At 62.2% G+C, this 16,269-nt stretch carries 18 protein-coding genes; 11 read left to right on the forward strand and 7 right to left on the reverse strand.

The window, feature by feature from the left end:
• Positions 1-170: 170 nt before the first annotated feature.
• From RYC18_RS23200 to RYC18_RS23220, 5 genes are all read right to left on the reverse strand, one after another.
• Positions 171-1,631, reverse strand: coding sequence for an aldehyde dehydrogenase family protein (locus tag RYC18_RS23200; protein WP_316886897.1), 1,461 nt, complete (start codon positions 1,629-1,631; stop codon positions 171-173).
• Positions 1,632-1,815: 184 nt separating this feature from the next.
• Entirely contained in the window at positions 1,816-2,676 is an 861-nt protein-coding gene (locus RYC18_RS23205) for a GNAT family N-acetyltransferase (protein ID WP_316886898.1), read from the reverse strand.
• Positions 2,677-2,714: 38 nt separating this feature from the next.
• On the reverse strand, positions 2,715-3,899 hold the full coding sequence (locus tag RYC18_RS23210) for an NAD(P)/FAD-dependent oxidoreductase (RefSeq protein ID WP_044320921.1): 1,185 nt from the start codon (positions 3,897-3,899) through the stop codon (positions 2,715-2,717).
• 19 nt (positions 3,900-3,918) lie between these two features.
• Positions 3,919-4,311 carry a RidA family protein gene (locus tag RYC18_RS23215; protein WP_004657118.1) on the reverse strand — a complete coding sequence of 131 codons (393 nt, stop codon included), beginning with the start codon at positions 4,309-4,311 and terminating at the stop codon, positions 3,919-3,921.
• The gene (locus RYC18_RS23220) at positions 4,301-5,437 is read right to left on the reverse strand and encodes a DSD1 family PLP-dependent enzyme (protein ID WP_316886899.1); all 1,137 of its coding nucleotides are present in this window, start codon (positions 5,435-5,437) and stop codon (positions 4,301-4,303) included. Before RYC18_RS23220 ends, RYC18_RS23215 begins: the two co-directional genes overlap by 11 nt.
• A 96-nt stretch (positions 5,438-5,533) precedes the next feature.
• Here RYC18_RS23220 and RYC18_RS23225 point away from each other — a divergent pair, with 96 nt between their 5' ends.
• Together RYC18_RS23225 and recR are read left to right on the forward strand one after the other, a co-directional pair.
• On the forward strand, positions 5,534-6,418 hold the full coding sequence (locus tag RYC18_RS23225; RefSeq protein ID WP_016980907.1) for a LysR family transcriptional regulator: 885 nt from the start codon (positions 5,534-5,536) through the stop codon (positions 6,416-6,418).
• A 110-nt stretch (positions 6,419-6,528) separates the two neighbouring features.
• Entirely contained in the window at positions 6,529-7,131 is a 603-nt protein-coding gene (gene recR, locus RYC18_RS23230; RefSeq protein WP_016980906.1) for a recombination mediator RecR, read from the forward strand.
• Positions 7,132-7,152: 21 nt separating this feature from the next.
• Here recR and RYC18_RS23235 read toward each other — a convergent pair whose 3' ends face one another.
• Together RYC18_RS23235 and RYC18_RS23240 are read right to left on the reverse strand one after the other, a co-directional pair.
• Positions 7,153-7,476, reverse strand: coding sequence for an EscU/YscU/HrcU family type III secretion system export apparatus switch protein (locus RYC18_RS23235; protein WP_016980905.1), 324 nt, complete (start codon positions 7,474-7,476; stop codon positions 7,153-7,155).
• Positions 7,476-9,113 carry a flagellar hook-length control protein FliK gene (locus RYC18_RS23240; protein WP_316886900.1) on the reverse strand — a complete coding sequence of 546 codons (1,638 nt, stop codon included), beginning with the start codon at positions 9,111-9,113 and terminating at the stop codon, positions 7,476-7,478. The genes RYC18_RS23235 and RYC18_RS23240 overlap by 1 nt, the downstream gene beginning before the upstream one ends.
• 190 nt (positions 9,114-9,303) lie before the next feature.
• Between RYC18_RS23240 and ccmA the strand changes: the two genes are divergently transcribed.
• The 9 genes from ccmA to ccmI are packed head-to-tail and all read left to right on the forward strand — an operon-like array spanning position 9,304 to position 16,263.
• Positions 9,304-9,945 (forward strand): cytochrome c biogenesis heme-transporting ATPase CcmA, encoded by a 642-nt coding sequence (ccmA, locus tag RYC18_RS23245; RefSeq protein ID WP_316886901.1) that lies wholly within the window; start codon positions 9,304-9,306, stop codon positions 9,943-9,945.
• Positions 9,942-10,613, forward strand: coding sequence for a heme exporter protein CcmB (ccmB, locus tag RYC18_RS23250; RefSeq protein WP_316886902.1), 672 nt, complete (start codon positions 9,942-9,944; stop codon positions 10,611-10,613). Before ccmA ends, ccmB begins: the two co-directional genes overlap by 4 nt.
• A 54-nt stretch (positions 10,614-10,667) precedes the next feature.
• Positions 10,668-11,471 (forward strand): heme ABC transporter permease, encoded by an 804-nt coding sequence (locus RYC18_RS23255; RefSeq protein ID WP_316886903.1) that lies wholly within the window; start codon positions 10,668-10,670, stop codon positions 11,469-11,471.
• The gene (gene ccmD / locus RYC18_RS23260) at positions 11,468-11,644 is read left to right on the forward strand and encodes a heme exporter protein CcmD (protein ID WP_002554222.1); all 177 of its coding nucleotides are present in this window, start codon (positions 11,468-11,470) and stop codon (positions 11,642-11,644) included. Before RYC18_RS23255 ends, ccmD begins: the two co-directional genes overlap by 4 nt.
• The gene (gene ccmE / locus RYC18_RS23265) at positions 11,641-12,108 is read left to right on the forward strand and encodes a cytochrome c maturation protein CcmE (RefSeq protein WP_316886904.1); all 468 of its coding nucleotides are present in this window, start codon (positions 11,641-11,643) and stop codon (positions 12,106-12,108) included. Before ccmD ends, ccmE begins: the two co-directional genes overlap by 4 nt.
• Positions 12,109-12,111: 3 nt before the next feature.
• Entirely contained in the window at positions 12,112-14,085 is a 1,974-nt protein-coding gene (locus RYC18_RS23270; RefSeq protein ID WP_316886905.1) for a heme lyase CcmF/NrfE family subunit, read from the forward strand.
• Entirely contained in the window at positions 14,082-14,618 is a 537-nt protein-coding gene (locus tag RYC18_RS23275; RefSeq protein WP_002554219.1) for a DsbE family thiol:disulfide interchange protein, read from the forward strand. Before RYC18_RS23270 ends, RYC18_RS23275 begins: the two co-directional genes overlap by 4 nt.
• The gene (locus tag RYC18_RS23280) at positions 14,615-15,085 is read left to right on the forward strand and encodes a cytochrome c-type biogenesis protein (protein ID WP_004665807.1); all 471 of its coding nucleotides are present in this window, start codon (positions 14,615-14,617) and stop codon (positions 15,083-15,085) included. Before RYC18_RS23275 ends, RYC18_RS23280 begins: the two co-directional genes overlap by 4 nt.
• Entirely contained in the window at positions 15,082-16,263 is a 1,182-nt protein-coding gene (ccmI, locus tag RYC18_RS23285) for a c-type cytochrome biogenesis protein CcmI (RefSeq protein ID WP_316886906.1), read from the forward strand. Before RYC18_RS23280 ends, ccmI begins: the two co-directional genes overlap by 4 nt.
• Positions 16,264-16,269: the final 6 nt, after the last annotated feature.

Here is a 16,269-nt window from a genome sequence, read left to right on the forward strand (position 1 = left end):
TGACGCAGAGCGTCACGAACTGCATGCCTACGCGGAGCGCAGGCACGATAATCAACAGCCCTACCACGATCGCGAAGAGGTCACCTGCCACCTGCGCAGGCACGATAATCATCTTTGTTATAAAGATGAGCGAGCATGAGCCGAGCATTCGTGCGTATCACTCGCGCCACTCAACCAAACCCCACAATAGCCTTGGTCTCCAGATACTCTTCAAAGCCATGCACGCCATACTCACGGCCATTGCCCGAGCGCTTGTAGCCGCCGAACGGGGCCATCGGGTTCCAGGCGGGGTAGTTCAGATGCACTTGTCCGGCACGAATGCGCGAAGCCACCGAACGGGCCTGATCAAGATCCTGCCCCTGTACATGCGCGCCCAGACCGTAAACGGTGTCGTTGGCAATCGCCACCGCCTCATCAACCGTGTCGTAGGCAATCAGGCACAGCACCGGACCAAATATTTCTTCCCGGGCGATACGCATGGACGAGTCCACTTCGGAAAATACCGTCGGCCGGGTGTAGAAGCCTTGCTCATGGCCTTGCACACGCCCTGGCCCGCCGCAGACCAGCTTCGCGCCTTCACTCAGCCCGGCATCGATCATCGCCTGTACGCGGTGAAACTGTGCCTCGTTGGCGATCGGCCCCAGCACTGTTTCCTCCCGCTGCGGATCTCCCACAATGATTGCCGCAGCCGTTTCGGCAGCCAGCGCTTCAACCTCCGCCAGTCGGTTCCTGGGCACGATCATGCGGGTCGGCGCGCTGCACGACTGGCCAACGTTGCGGAACGCGGCCATCACGCCGGGCGGCACCGCTTTGGCGAAGTCGGCGTCGGGCAGCAGAATGTTCGGTGATTTACCGCCCAGTTCCTGAGTTACCCGTTTCACAGTCGGTGCGGCGGCCTGCGCCACCAATGCGCCTGCACGGTTGGAACCGGTGATCGAGATCATGTCGATGTCAGGGTGCGCAGCCATCGCGCCGCCCACTTCAGGGCCGCTGCCATTGACCAGGTTGAACACTCCCGGCGGCAGGCCCGCGTCGTGCACCAGTTGCGCGAACAGCAAGGCGCTCAATGGCGAGAGTTCACTGGGTTTGAGCACCACCGTGCAGCCAGCGGCAATCGCCGGGGCGACTTTTGCAGTAATTTGATACAGCGGCCAGTTCCACGGCGTGATCAGCCCGCACACACCGATGGGTTCGCGTTCAATCGCGGTGCCGCTTTCGACGCTCTGGAAGCGATAGGTCGCCAGCAGGTCACGCGCAACACGAACGTGCTCTGCGGCAAGCGGCACCTGCATCGCCCGCGCAGAACTGATAGCTGCGCCCATCTCCAGCGAGATGGCCTGCGCCAGTTGTTCCTTGCGCTCGAGGATAAGCTCGTGGATGCGCCCGATTATCTCGGCCCGGGCGGGTGCCGAGGTGCCGGACCAGCCCGCAAAGGCTGCCCGCGCCGCTGCAGCCGCGCGGTCGACGTCGGCGGCCGAGCCACTGGCAACGTGCGCCACCACTTCTTCGGTCGCCGGGTTGATCACCGCAATACTGGCCGGGTTGAGCGGCGCCGACCAGCGACCATCGATATAGAATTTCTGCGCGGTGTCTGGATCAACGCGATGGCTGTTCAAGGACTGTGAGGTCATCCAGTGGGCTCCCTGGAGCGATAATGGGCGAGGTCAGGCCGTTTGATATCAGGCCGTTATATGCCTATAAGCTAACAAAGCGGTCTGGATAAAAAGCGCCGATCTGCCTTGCTGCAAAGAATAATCTGCTGTATGCAACCCGCTAACATTGCGGACCTGTTCCGGGGCGTTATCCGCGCCGATTTCAGCCTATGGCCTGGGTCACCAGCGCAAACTGCTGCACGTCCTTGCTTGATGGCGGTGGCGTTCCGAGCACCATGCGCGGTGCCCTGTCGACACACGGCAGGCCCAGGCTTTCGAGCCACGGCGCCAGGCCGCAATCAGCCAGAATGTCGAAGCGCACGAACATGCCGGGTATCCGTTGCAGCAGATGGGCAATCAACTGCCGTGCCTGCCCCACGTCACGGGCCACCAGCGGGCCGATGATATGCCCGCGGCCGAAGCGACGCAGCAGGGCGATGCCTGTCAGGCGCCCCTCATGGTCGATGCCCACCACCTCTTCTGCATCGCGCGACAACAGGTCATTCAGCACGACGGTGCGATCCAGACCGCTGCCCGCGTTGGCCAGCCTGATCAGTTCGGCATGGTCGGCCTGACCTAGCGTGCGAATCGGCAGACCATCGCTCGGTGTCGCCAGCCCTGACAGGTCAGCAATGCCCTGATGCTGCTGGATCCGCGCAAAATCGACAAAGCCAAGGCTCCGGTACAACGGCGCGCCCAGTTCCGTGGCATTGAGGATCGGTGTGCGCGGTGCGGTTGCGTCAAGGCACAGATGCATCAGGCGGCGACCGATGCCTTTGCCCTGATGTTCATCGCTGACAATCACCAGGCCGATGGATGACCAGTCGCCCTGATGGCAGGTGAATGCCACGCCCACCAGTTGGCCGTCACGTTCGGCGACAAAACCCTCTGAGGTTCGTTGCACCATGGCCCAGTCTTCTTCGCGGTGCGGCCATTTGAGGTGTACCGAGAGGGCATGGGCCGCAGGAATGTCCGCCTCAGTCACCGGGCGATATCGATAGAGGGTATCTGGGGTCGCGTGCATGGAGCCTCCGTTGCGAGGGTGAAGTGGGTCGTTTCGGCTCATATGAGCTTGCCTGTGCTCATCAGGCTGGACGTGAACGGCATCTCGATAGCCGTCGGGTCAGTGAAGCGGCGGATATCGAATGGGGAGATCAGCGTGCGCGTGCTGCCGGTGCTGATCAGCTCGGCCATGACATCGCCGACGCCGGGGCCGAGCTGAAAGCCGTGGCCGCAGAAGCCAAACGCGTAGAACAGGCCGTCCACCTTGCCACTGCGGCCCATGATCGGCAGCGAATCCGGCGTATAGCTCTCGATGCCGCTCCAGACACGGATGATGTTCAGCTTCTCTGCGCCGGGTAACAGGCGTTTCATCTGCTTCATCTGGTTGATCAGGCTTTCCGGCTTGAAGTAGGCGCGGCGATTGAGCATGTCCGGTTTGTTGCGATTACCACCGCCGATGATGATGTTGCCGCGCGGTATCTGGCGGAAATAGATCACTTCTTCCTTGATTTTGGTGAACACTCCGATCACCGTCGGCAGGGCGTAGGGCACCGGTTCGGTCACTGACATTTGCGGCCCGTTGGGCTCCAGCGGAACCGGCTCGCCGAACTGCTCGGCCAGCTTGGCCGCCCAGGCCCCGGCGGTGATCAGCAATTGCTCGGCGACGAACAACTGGCCGTCGGTGGTGCTGACGTGAAACTCGCCGCCGACCTTCTGCACCTCTGCCACCTCGGTGCGCTCTTCGATTCTTGCCCCGGCGCGAATCGCCGCACGGGCGAAGGCGGGTGCGGCCAGGCGCGGGTTGGCGTGCCCGTCGTGGGGCGCATAAGAGCCGCCTTTGACCTCCGGGCCGAGAAACGGGAAGCGCTCATGCAGCGTCTTGCCCCTGATCACCTGCAAATCCAGCTCGCGGGCTTCGGGTGCGGCGGCATAGGCCTCCAATTCAGCGATTTCGTCTTCGCGATAACACACGCGCATATGGCCGCTTGGAATGAACTCCAGGTCTTCGCCGATCAGTTCGGGCAGGCGTTTCCACAGCGCCCAGGAGCGATTGGAGAGTTCCAGCTGGCCGAGAAAGCGGCCCTGGCGGCGCACGTTGCCGAAGTTGACGCCGCTGGCGTACTGGCCGATCTGGTCGCGCTCCAGCAGAGTTACCGAGCGCCCGTGCTGGCGCAGGAAAAACGCTGATGACGAGCCCATGAAGCCGCCGCCGATAATCAGAACGTCGCTTTTTTGCGGGGTCATGAGGTGCTCCCGATAGTGTTCATCGTACGGTGCGCGCCAGGGCTTCGATCTCGATCAGGTAGCCGTGGTGCAATTCTGGAACCGGCACCACGGCGCGGGCCGGGCGATGGTCGCCTAGATAGCCTGCATAAATGCGATCGAAGGCCTGCCAGTGCTGGATGCCTGCGATGTAAATGGTCACTTTCAGCAGGTCATCGGTCGTGCATCCTGCTGCCTCAAGAATGGCAGCCAGGTTGTCCAGCGCAATAACGGCCTGCACCTCGAATGGCTCGTCGACGCTGTGGCTGCCGTCAGCGCGCACCGGCAGTTGCCCGGAAACATGCAGCGTGCCTTCATGCAACACTGCCTGGGAATAATGCCCGCCTGGCGCGGCGGCCAGGGGTGTGCGAATCAGTTCGATATCACCAGCCATGCAAGCGACTCCAGGTGTGAATTGCGCCTTCGGCATCGCAGGCGTGGTAGTCCGGGAACTGCGCACCGGTAGCACAGGCGTGGTTGGGCAGAATGCGCAGCCGGCTGCCGATGGGGAAGCGCGTAGTAATGTCTGCCTGGCTGCCGGTGGCGAGCGTGATGATGCCATGCTCCTGATTGGCACCCGTCACCCGCGCGCCGTCGATCCACTCGCCGGTTTCGCTGCACACCTGGCCGTAGCCGAAATCCTCACGCTGGCGCTGGGTGCCGCGATCCCGGCTCATGGCCATCCAGCCTGCGTCAACGATGATCCAGCCCTTGTCTTGCTGATGGCCGATGACCGTGGTCAGCACACTCAGGGCCAGTTCGTCGGCGCGGCACACGCCGATGTTGTGCATCACCAGATCGAAGAATACATAGACCCCGGCACGTACTTCGGTCACGCCTTGCAGGCTCTGCGCCGACAGCGCGGTAGGCGTCGAGCCGATGCTGACTTCCGCGCAGGGCAGCCCCGCTTGCCGAATGCGCTCGGCGGCGCTGACGCAAAGCCTGCGCTCCTGCTCGGCGAGGGCTTGCAGCGCTTCGGGGGTGTCGAGGTCGTAACTGGACCCGGCATGGGTCATGACCCCTCGCAGGTGCATGCCGCCCTCGATCAGCGTTCTCGCGACTTCGACGAGCGAAGGGTCGTCGACGGTCAGCCCGGAACGATGGCCGTCGCAATCGATTTCGATCCACACATCAAAGTTCTCATCATGTCGCTGGCCGAAGGCGACAATCGCCTGGGCAGCGACCATGCTGTCGGTCAGGATGCTCAGGCGGCAACCGTTGCGCCGCAGTTTGAGTGCCTGGTCCAGTTTGCCAGGTGCGATGGCGACGGCGTAGAACACGTCGTCGATGCCCTCGGCAAAGCAGTGTTCGGCCTCCTTCAGGGTCGAGACCGTCACGCCGCTGGCACCTGCAACTATCTGCGCCTGAATCACCGGCAGGCATTTGCTGGTCTTCACGTGCGGACGCAAACGCACACCCAGCTCATTCATGCGGTGTTGCATGCGCTGGATATTGCGCTGCATACGCGGCACATCAAGCAACGCGACAGGCGTATCGAGAGAAGACAAAAGGGCAGACATGGACAGAGCTCGCGTGACTGGGGACGGCTGCCACTCTACTCACGGGTGATGAAGCTGTGGTTCAATGCCTTGTCATCAATCCTTAAGCTGAGCTGAATGATCGCTATCGAAGACCTGCGTCTGGCCGTGGCGCTATCGCGCTGCGAGTCCCTCAGTGCTGCGGCCAGAGTCCTGAATGTCTCGCCGCCCGCGCTGTCGATGCGCTTGCGCAAGCTGGAGACGCAGCTGGGCATTACCCTGGCCAATCGCGACGCCAGACGCCTGAGCCTGACGGCAGATGGCGAACGTTTCGCACAGGAAAGCGCGCATCTGCTGGAACAGCTTGAAGCGCTTCCGGAATCGTTCAAGCAGCACGATGAGCGACTGGTCGGCACCCTGCGTCTGGCAGCGCCGTTTGGTTACGGTCGCCAGCGCATTGCGCCGTTGCTGGCGCGCTTTGCCAAACTGCACCCGCAATTGCGTCTGCACCTGGACCTGCGCGAAACGCCGTGGCCCGATCGGCATGACAGCGACGCAGTGATTCATATCGGCAGCCTCAATGACAGTCTGTGGATCGCCAGACCTCTGGCGCACAACCATCGCTGGCTGTGCGCCAGCCCGGCTTATCTGGAGCAGCACGGCGTGCCTTCGACGCCTGACGAGCTGGCGTGTCATCGCTGCATCTGCATCCGCGAAAACGATGAAGACGTGACCCTCTGGCACCTGAGCAAGGGCCAGGCGAAAAAGACCCTGCGCATCGAGCCTGCGCTGCTCAGCAACGACGGCTCGGTTGCCCGGCGCTGGGCCGAGCAGGGGCTGGGCATCGTCTTGCGCTCGCAGTGGGACGTCAGCGACGCCATTGCCAGCGGCAGGCTGGTGAGGGTGCTGGCCGATTGGCAACTGGCCAGCGCGCCGATCAACCTGCTGGTGCCCGTGCGCAAGCACCGCAGCGCCAGGGTGCAGGCACTGACGGAGTTTCTGGAGACGGCGCTGAAGGGCTGATCACATTAATCGCGTAGGCGCTGTTGGTCGCAGTATCGAACACCTCAATTGACGCTCACGGCAACGCGCGGGTATAAACCGCGTCTTGTGTTTTTGTCGGATTTTTCTCCATGAGCTTCAGCCCCCTGATTCGCCAGTTGATCGATGCCTTCCGCGTGCTGCCGGGCGTCGGTCAGAAAACCGCTCAACGCATGGCGTTGCAGCTGCTGGAGCGCGACCGCAGCGGCGGCTCACGGCTGGCGCTGGCCTTGGGGCAGGCGATGGATGGCGTTGGTCATTGCCGCTCATGCCGCACCCTCACCGAAGAGGAGCTCTGCCCGCAATGCGCCGACCCGCGCCGTGATGACACGCTGCTGTGTGTGGTGGAAGGGCCGACGGATGTCTACGCGGTGGAGCAGACCGGTTATCGCGGTCGCTACTTTGTGCTCAAGGGCCATCTGTCGCCACTCGACGGCCTGGGACCGGAAGCCATCGGCATTCCGCAACTGATGGAGCGTATCAGCCAGCAGGGCACCTTCACTGAGGTGATCCTCGCCACCAACCCGACGGTGGAAGGCGAAGCGACGGCGCATTACATCGCCCAGTTGCTCCACGAAAAAGGCCTGGTCGCGTCGCGCATCGCCCACGGTGTGCCATTGGGTGGCGAGCTGGATCTGGTCGACGGCGGCACCCTGGCGCACTCGTTTGCAGGGCGCAAGCCGATTTCGTTGTGATGCGCACTTGTTCCTGCGCTATCAGTAGCGCGGGGTAATATCCCGCTCCACAGGCGGCGCATCCGGGTCCTGGCCTGCCGGAAACTTGCCTTTCAGGTGCCAGGCGAAGGCGATGATTTCGGCAATCGTGCGGTACAGCGGCTCGGGGATGCTATCGCCCAGTTCCATGCGTGCCAGCAGTTTGACCAGTTCGGCGTTCTCGTAGATCGGCACTTCATATTCACGGGCAATGGCCAGAATGGCCTCGGCCAGCTGGTCGTCGCCCTTGGCGCTGAGCGTCGGGGCCTGTTGGCCGTCGTAGCTCAGGGCAATAGCCTGGCGCGGGACATGGTCGGGTAGGGACATCAGGCGTTCTCGTCAATCCAGCGTTGTTCAAGGGCGGTGCGCGGACCACTGGGCGGTGCGCCGTGGCTGCAGGCCAGTTCGCCGACTGCCAGGCCGCAGGCAATCAGCCGCTCGCGCAAATATCCCAATTCATGTTCAATCAAGACCGCGCTGTCGGGCCGCTCGGCCCACAGCTGACTGGACAGCGTGCCGCGCAACAACTGCGCGTGCACCTGCAGCGGCCCCAACGGCTCAAGGTCGAATGCCAGATCGACTTTCCAGAGCTTTTCCCGGGTTTCCTTGACCTCGACCTCGTCACGGTCTTCGGCAGCTTCCTGATCCGGCTTGTCTTCACGCTGCACCTTGACCTGCAAGGGTACGATGTCATGCGCGTTACGCATTGGCACTTCCAATTGCCAGGTAGTCACCTGAGTGCCGTCGGTATTGGTGCGGGTCTGCTCCAGACCGCCCAACTGGTGGCTTTGCAGGCGCGAAACAGCTGCCGCAGCCAGCTTGAGCAGAATCTCCAGGTCGTCCTCTTTTTCGCCACCGCTGACGTTGCGCGACGGCAGCGGAAAGATGCTCGGCTGGGTGCGTGCGGCAACCAGCCCAAGGGTGCCCAGGGCATTGCGAATCGCGTTGGGCATGGCCCGCGCCAGGGTATTGGACGCAGCGGCGGCGCTGTAAGTGGTGTTGTCCGGCAACCCCGGAAGAATCTGCGCAATCAGGCGCATCAGGTTGGCTTTCATGTCCGGAACCTGAGCCGGATTGAGCCCGGCAAGCAGCTTCGCTTCCAGAAACACGCCGCTGGCATTGAGGGCCTGGGCGACGCCTTTCGGTGTGCTCATCTGCTCTATGTCGGGCAGATCGTCCAGCAACTGGCTGATGGCGGCTTGCAGCGGGGCACTGATCGCTGAGTTGCTGGCAGGGCTGGCACTGGTTGTATTGGCTGATTGCAGGTTTTGCAGGGCGTTGATCAGGTTATCCAGCGAGCCCTGGCGGTTTTGCTGAGCAGCCAGTTGCTGCGCCACGGCCAGTTGATCGAAACGACCGGGCAGGGCGACGAAGTTCAGCGCCTGGTTGCCTTGTACCTGCGCGCTCAGCAGGCTGCCGACCGTCAGCGGCTGCGGGCTTTCGATGGTCAGGCTGGAGCCCGCCAGCGCAGTATTGAGCAGCATCACGATGGAGCGATAAGTGGGCGTTGCGGCACCCGGGTTTTGCGTGGCCAATTGATTGACTGCCTGCGCGATCACCTGGCTGGTCATGACCTTGCCCTGCAACAGCGTGCCGACCGGCAATTGTTGCGTATCGATGCTGGTCATCGAGTTTTTCAGCGCGCTGTTGATCTGTTGCAGCGTCAGTGTCAGCTCGTTGGGCGAGGCTTGCGCCACCTGTAACAGACTGCCGGGCGTGAACGGTACGCTGCTGGTGACCTGCAGGTTGGTCAGGCTGCCATTGGCGAGTACCAGCCGCAGCAGCAACTGGAAGTTCTGGTTGACCTGCTTGAGGGTCAGCACTTCGGCGTCGACGGTTTCGCCTTCGGGAATCAGATTATCCGCCGATTGCAGCAGGGTCAGCACCTGCGCAGGGGAGATGCCGGCGCGCAGCAGGGTGGTGGTAGGGATTGTCGCCGGGACGCTGGTGATGTCGCCTGTCATTGAAATATCGACCTGAGGAAATTGCCCCTTTGATAACAGGACTCGCATGTATAATACCGGCCAAAACCGGACCAGCCGCCATTAACTTCTCTTCATGTAACGGCCATATCACCCCCGACTTGAACCGCCTTTTACTGCGTATGTGTCTGTTTTGGTACATTTCGCGACGCTCCAGCACTGGAAACGCCCGATGATCCCAGCCCCCCCATTTTTGCAAACGACGGCTCTGACGTGTGAGCGGGACGGGCGGATGCTGTTCGAAAACCTTGATCTGCAGGTGCGCACGGGGGACATGCTGCAGGTCAGCGGCCCCAATGGCAGTGGCAAGACCAGCCTGCTGCGCCTGTTGTGCGGGCTGATGCAACCCACGGCCGGGCACGTGCTGCTCAACGGCCAGCCAGCGGGCCGCCAGCCGACAGCGCCGGGGCTCAATCTGTTGTGGGTTGGCCATGCGTCGGCGCTCAAGGACCTGCTGACACCGCTGGAGAATCTTTCCTGGCTCTGTGCGCTTCATCATCCTGCCGATGCCGAGGCCATTTTCAATGCGCTTGACGCGGTCGGGCTGGCAGGTTTCGAAGGTGTGCCGTGTCACACCTTGTCGGCCGGGCAGCAGCGTCGCGTCGCGCTGGCGCGTCTGTATCTGCCAGGCCCGCCACTCTGGTTGCTCGATGAACCGTTCACCGCGCTGGATCGCCAGGGCATTGCCCAACTGGAAAACCATCTCGCCGGGCACTGTGAAAAGGGCGGCATGATTATCATGACCACTCATCACACCCTGAGCCGCCTGCCTGCGGGCTATCGGGACATCGATCTGGGGCAGTGGGCAGCATGAGCAACGTCTTTGCCCTGCTGATCGCTCGTGAGTTTCGCCTGCTGGCCAGGCGTCCGGCAGAGCTTGCCAACCCGCTGGTGTTCTTTGCGATAGTGGTCGCCTTGTTCCCGCTGGCGCTGGGGTCGCAGACGCAATTGTTGCAAGCCTTGTCACCGGGGCTGGTCTGGGTCGCGGCGCTGCTGGCCGTGTTGCTGTCGCTGGACGGGCTGTTTCGCAGTGATTTCGAGGATGGCTCGCTGGAGCAGTGGGTCCTTTCGCCGCACCCGCTGGCCCTTCTGGTCTTGAGCAAAGTGCTGGCACACTGGGTTTTTTCCGGGCTGGCACTGGTATTGTTGTCGCCCTTGCTGGCGCTGATGCTGGGGCTGCCGGTGCGGTGCCTGCCGGTGTTGATGGTGTCGCTGCTATTGGGCACGCCAGTGCTCAATCTGTTGGGTGCAGTGGGTGCGGCGCTGACCGTGGGTTTGAAGCGCGGCGGCCTGTTGCTGGCGTTGTTGATTCTGCCGCTGTACATCCCGGTATTGATTCTGGGCAGCGGTGCGTTGCAAGCCGCGCTGCAAGGCATGCCAGCGACTGGCTATCTGCTGTGGCTGGGCTGCCTGAGCGTGCTGGCGATCACTCTGACCCCCTTTGCGATAGCCGCTGGCCTGAAAATCAGCGTCGGTGAATAAATTGAGGTTCCGGGATCGAGAATTCGATGCCGGTCAACACCCTGGATACACCTGATGAAAAGCAACGCCATGAAAAGCAGCATCGGTTGGGCCTGGCTGCACACACTCGGCTCACCGAAAGGGTTTTACCGCATCAGCGCACGTCTGCTGCCGTGGCTGAGTGTGTCCGCTGCACTGCTGCTCGGCATCGGCATCATCTGGGGGCTGGCGTTTGCGCCGCCTGATTACCAGCAGGGCAACAGCTTCCGGATCATTTATATCCATGTGCCTGCTGCCATGCTCGCCCAGTCCTGCTACGTCATGCTGGCCCTGTGCGGCGTGGTCGGGCTGGTCTGGAAAATCAAACTGGCCGATGTCGCGCTGCAATGCGCTGCACCCATTGGCGCGTGGATGACCGCGCTGGCACTGGCGACCGGCGCGATCTGGGGCAAGCCGACCTGGGGCGCGTGGTGGGTCTGGGACGCGCGCCTGACCTCAATGCTGATTCTGCTGTTTCTGTACTTCGGCCTGATCGCGTTGGGCAGTGCCATCAGCAACCGCGCCAGCGCTGCCAAGGCCTGTGCACTGCTGGCCATCGTCGGCGTGGTGAATATCCCGATCATCAAATATTCGGTCGAGTGGTGGAATACCCTGCACCAGGGCGCGACGTTCAGCCTTACGGAAAAACCGGCCATGCCTGCCGAAATGTGGCTGCCGTTGCTGCTCACGGTGTTGGGTTTCTACTGCTTCTTCGGCGTCGTATTGCTGCTGCGTATGCGCCTTGAAGTGCTGCGTCGCGAGTCGCGCACCCAGTGGGTCAAGGCCGAGGTTCTGCGGAGCCTGGGGCAAACGCCAGAACCGTCGGAGGGCAGGTCTTGAACTTCGCGTCATTCAGCGACTTTCTCGCCATGGGCCGCCACGGGCTGTTTGTCTGGTCGGCCTACGGTCTGTGCCTGTTGGTGTTGCTGATCAACGTGGCAATGCCGCTGGTGGCGCGCCAGCGGTTCCTGAAACAACAGGCGCGTCGCCTGAAACGGGAGAATCGTTGGTGAACCCGTTGCGCAAAAAACGTCTGTTGACCATTGCCGCCCTGCTGGCTGGCGTCGGGCTGGCCCTGACCCTGGCGCTCGGTGCGCTGAAGGAAAACATCAATCTGTTCTACACCCCAAGCCAGATCGCCAACGGCGAAGCACCGCTGGACACGCGCATTCGTGCTGGCGGCATGGTGGAAAAGGGCTCATTGCAGCGTTCGGCGGACTCGCTGGATGTGCGTTTTGTGGTCACCGATTTCAACAAGTCGGTGACCATCACCTATCGCGGCATTCTTCCCGATCTGTTCCGCGAAGGGCAGGGCATTGTCGCGTTAGGCAAGCTCAATGCGCAGGGTGTGGTGGTGGCCGATGAGGTGCTGGCCAAACATGACGAGAAGTACATGCCGCCCGAAGTCACCAAGGCGCTACGCGACAGCGGCCAGGCGGCACCGGGCGGCTCTTCCACACCTGCGAAACAGGGCTGATCGATGATTCCCGAACTCGGCCATCTGGCGATGATTCTGGCACTCGGCTTTGCGCTGGTGCAGGCCATTATTCCGCTTATCGGTGCATGGCGCGGCGACCGCCTGTGGATGAGCCTGGCGCGTCCGGCGGCGTGGGGCCAGTTCAGTTTTCTGATCTTTGCCTTCGGTTGCCTGACCTACGCGTTCATGACCGACGATTTTTCCGTTACCTATGTGGCGCAGAATTCCAACACGGCGCTGCCCTGGTATTACAAATTCAGTGCCGTGTGGGGCGCGCATGAAGGCTCGTTGCTGCTATGGGCGCTGATTCTCGGCGGCTGGACCTTCGCTGTTTCGGTGTTTTCCCGGCAATTGCCTCAGGTAATGCTGGCGCGGGTGCTCGCCGTGATGGGCATGATCAGCCTGGGCTTTCTGTTGTTTCTGATCCTCACCTCCAACCCGTTCGCCCGTCTTCTGCCGCAAATGCCTGCCAACGGACGCGATCTCAACCCCCTGTTGCAGGATATAGGCCTGATCGTGCATCCGCCGATGCTCTACATGGGCTATGTCGGTTTTTCCGTGGCCTTTGCCTTCGCCATCGCCGCCTTGCTTGGCGGCCGACTCGACGCCGCCTGGGCGCGCTGGTCGCGGCCATGGACGCTGGTGGCCTGGGCCTTTCTCGGTGTCGGGATCAGCCTTGGCTCATGGTGGGCTTATTACGAACTGGGCTGGGGCGGCTGGTGGTTCTGGGACCCAGTGGAAAACGCCTCGTTCATGCCATGGCTGGTGGGCACTGCGCTGATTCACTCGCTGGCGGTCACGGAAAAACGTGGTGTGTTCAAGAGCTGGACGGTGCTGCTGGCGATTGCCGCATTTTCCCTGAGCCTGCTGGGCACGTTTCTGGTGCGTTCCGGGGTGCTGACTTCGGTGCACGCTTTCGCCTCGGACCCGGCACGCGGCGTGTTTATCCTGATGTTCCTGCTGGTCGTGGTGGGCGGCTCGCTGACCCTGTTTGCGATTCGTGCGCCGGTGGTCAAAAGCCATGTCGGATTCGGCCTGTGGTCGCGGGAAACCCTGTTGCTGGGCAATAACCTGTTGCTGGTGACTGCTGCGTCGATGATCCTGCTGGGTACCCTTTATCCGCTAGTGATCGATGCCATGAGCGGAGCCAAGATGTCGGTCGGCCCGCCGTATTTCAATGCGTTGTTCGTACCGTTGATGGGGCTGTTGCTGGTGGTCATGGCGGTCGGCGTGCTGGTGCGCTGGAAGGACACACCGCTGAAATGGCTGCTGGGCATGTTGGCACCGGTACTGGTTGGCAGCGCCGTGCTGGCAGTGCTCGCCGCTCTGCTCATGGGTGATTTTCAGTGGGCGGTGCTGGCCACCTTAATGCTCGCCGCCTGGGTGCTGCTGGCCGGGGTTCGCGACCTGCTCGACAAGACCCGTCACAAGGGCCTGCTTCGCGGCGCGCTTGGCCTGACCCGCAGTTATTGGGGCATGCAGCTGGCGCACCTTGGCATTGTGGTGTGCGCGCTGGGCGTGGTGTTGTCCAGCCAGAACAGCGCCGAGCGCGATTTGCGCATGGCCCCTGGCGAGTCCACTGAGCTGGGCGGTTACGTCTTTGTATTCGAGGGCGCGAAGCATTATGAAGGGCCGAATTTCACCTCCGATCGCGGCACCGTTCGCGTCCTGCGCAACGGGGCGCAGATCACTGAATTGCACCCGGAAAAACGTCTGTACAGCGTGCAGCAGTCAATGATGACCGAAGCAGGCATTGAGGCCGGTTTCAGCCGTGATCTTTACGTAGCATTGGGTGAACCGCTGGACAATGGCGCCTGGGCCGTACGGGTTCACGTCAAACCGTTTGTGCGCTGGATCTGGCTCGGCGGCCTGCTGACCGGTCTGGGCGGTGTGCTGGCGGCGTTTGACCGTCGCTATCGCACGCGGGTCAAAAGCAAGGTGCGCGAGGCGTTGGGCATGTCGGGAGTTGCACTGTGAAGCGCTGGGTCATGCTCCTGCCGCTGGCGTTGTTTCTCGGCGTGGCGGCGTTCCTGTATCGCGGTTTGTATCTGGACCCCGCCGAGCTGCCGTCGGCGCTGATCGGCAAGCCGTTTCCGCAGTTTTCGCTGCCCGAAGTTCAAAGCAGCCGCGTATTGACCCGCGCCGACCTGCTGGGCAAACCCGCACTGGTCAACGTCTGGGGCACCTGGTGCGTGGCCTGTCGGGTGGAGCATCCTGTGCTGACCCGGCTGGCGCAGCAGGGCGTGCTGATCTACGGCGTTAACTACAAGGACGTCAACGCCGACGCGCTGAAATGGCTCAAGGAATTTCACGATCCTTATCAGCTGAATATCCGTGACGACGACGGCTCGCTGGGGCTGAACCTGGGCGTGTACGGTGCGCCGGAGACCTTCCTGATCGACCGTCAGGGCATTATTCGTTACAAACATGTCGGGGTCATCGATGAGGCTGTGTGGCGAGAAAAGCTCGCTGCCCGTTACCAGCAATTGGTTGATGAGGCGCAGCCATGAAGCGCTGCCTGATGATTGTCCTGCTCAGCGTGCTGTGCTCAGGCATCGCCCACGCCGCTATCGACGCCTACACCTTTCGCGACGATGCCGAGCGTGCCCGCTACAGCGAACTGACCAAAGAACTGCGCTGCCCCAAATGCCAGAATCAGGACATTGCCGATTCCAATGCGCCGATTGCCGCCGATTTGCGCAAGGAAATTTACCGCATGCTGGGTGAAGGGCAGAGCAATCAGCAGATCATCGACTTCATGGTTGATCGCTACGGTGACTTCGTTCGTTACAAACCCAGCCTCAATGCGCGCACCTGGTTGCTCTGGTTCGGCCCGGCCGGTCTGCTGATCGGCGGTCTGGTGGTGATCGGTTTCATCGTCGGGCGGCGTCGCAAGGCGCACTCCGAACAGGCCGATGTGCTTTCCGAGGATGAGCGACAACGCCTCGCCGCTTTGCTGGATGACCACCGCCCATGATCGATTTCTGGATCGCGACCGGGCTTCTTTTGCTCGTGGCGCTGGGTTTTCTGCTGATACCAGTGCTGCGCGGCCATCGTGCGCAACGTGAAGAAGACCGCACAGCCCTGAACGTGGCGTTGTATCAGGAACGGCTGGACGAGTTGCAGGTTCAGCAAGAGCAGGGCGTGTTGTCGGTGACGCAATTGCAAGGCGCTCGTGCCGAAGCTGCGCGCGAGCTGCTCGCCGACACTGAAGGCGCAGAGCCTGCCCGCACATCGCGTCTGGGCAAGCCCTCGCTGGTGCTGGCTGCGGTGCTGGTCCCTGTATTGGGGCTGGCGGGTTATCTGCAACTGGGTGCCAGTGACCGGGTTGAACTGAGCCGCGAATTCGCTCGACCACCGACCTCGCTGGCAGACCTGACCCAGCGCCTGGAGCGCAGCGTGCAGGCTCAGCCGGATTCAGCCGAAAACCTGTATTTTCTGGCGCGCAGCTACATGGCGCAGAACCGCCCCGGTGACGCCGCGCAGATGTTCGAGCGCTCGGTGACACTGGCCGGAAGATCGCCAGAGCTGCTCGGGCAATGGGCGCAGGCGTTGTATTTCGCCAGCGACAAACACTTCACCGCACAGGTGCAGGCGCTGACCGACGAAGCGCTGCAGGCCGACCCCAACGAAGTCACCAGCCTCGGCCTGCTGGGGATTGCCGCGTTCGAAACACAGCGCTATCAGGCAGCCGTGGATTACTGGACCCGCCTGCTGGCGGCGTTGCCCGCGCAGGACGCTTCGCGCTCGGCGCTGGAAGGCGGCATAGCCCGCGCCAGAGAAAACCTTGCCGGGCAGGCCGCGCCGGTCAAGGCCAGGGCGCTCAAGGTGCGTGTCACGCTGGCTGCCTCGCTCAAGGGTAACGTTCAACCGGGTGACAGCGTGTTCATCTTCGCCCGTGCAATCAACGGCCCGGCCGCGCCACTGGCGGTCAAACGCATCACGGTGGCGGACCTGCCTGCCGAGGTTGAACTGAGTGATGCCGATGCAATGATGCCGCAACTGAACCTGTCGAACTTTGCGCAAGTCCAACTGGTTGCGCGAGTGTCTCGCGCAGGGCAGCCAACCACCGGTGAGTGGGTTGGCCGCAGTCAGCCGCTGGCCAGCGACATCGCGGCGCAGCAGTTAGTGACCATCGACAGTCCGGATAACTAGAGAAAT

This window comes from Pseudomonas syringae group sp. 247E2 (assembly GCF_032587795.1).
GTDB lineage: Bacteria > Pseudomonadota > Gammaproteobacteria > Pseudomonadales > Pseudomonadaceae > Aquipseudomonas > Aquipseudomonas amygdali.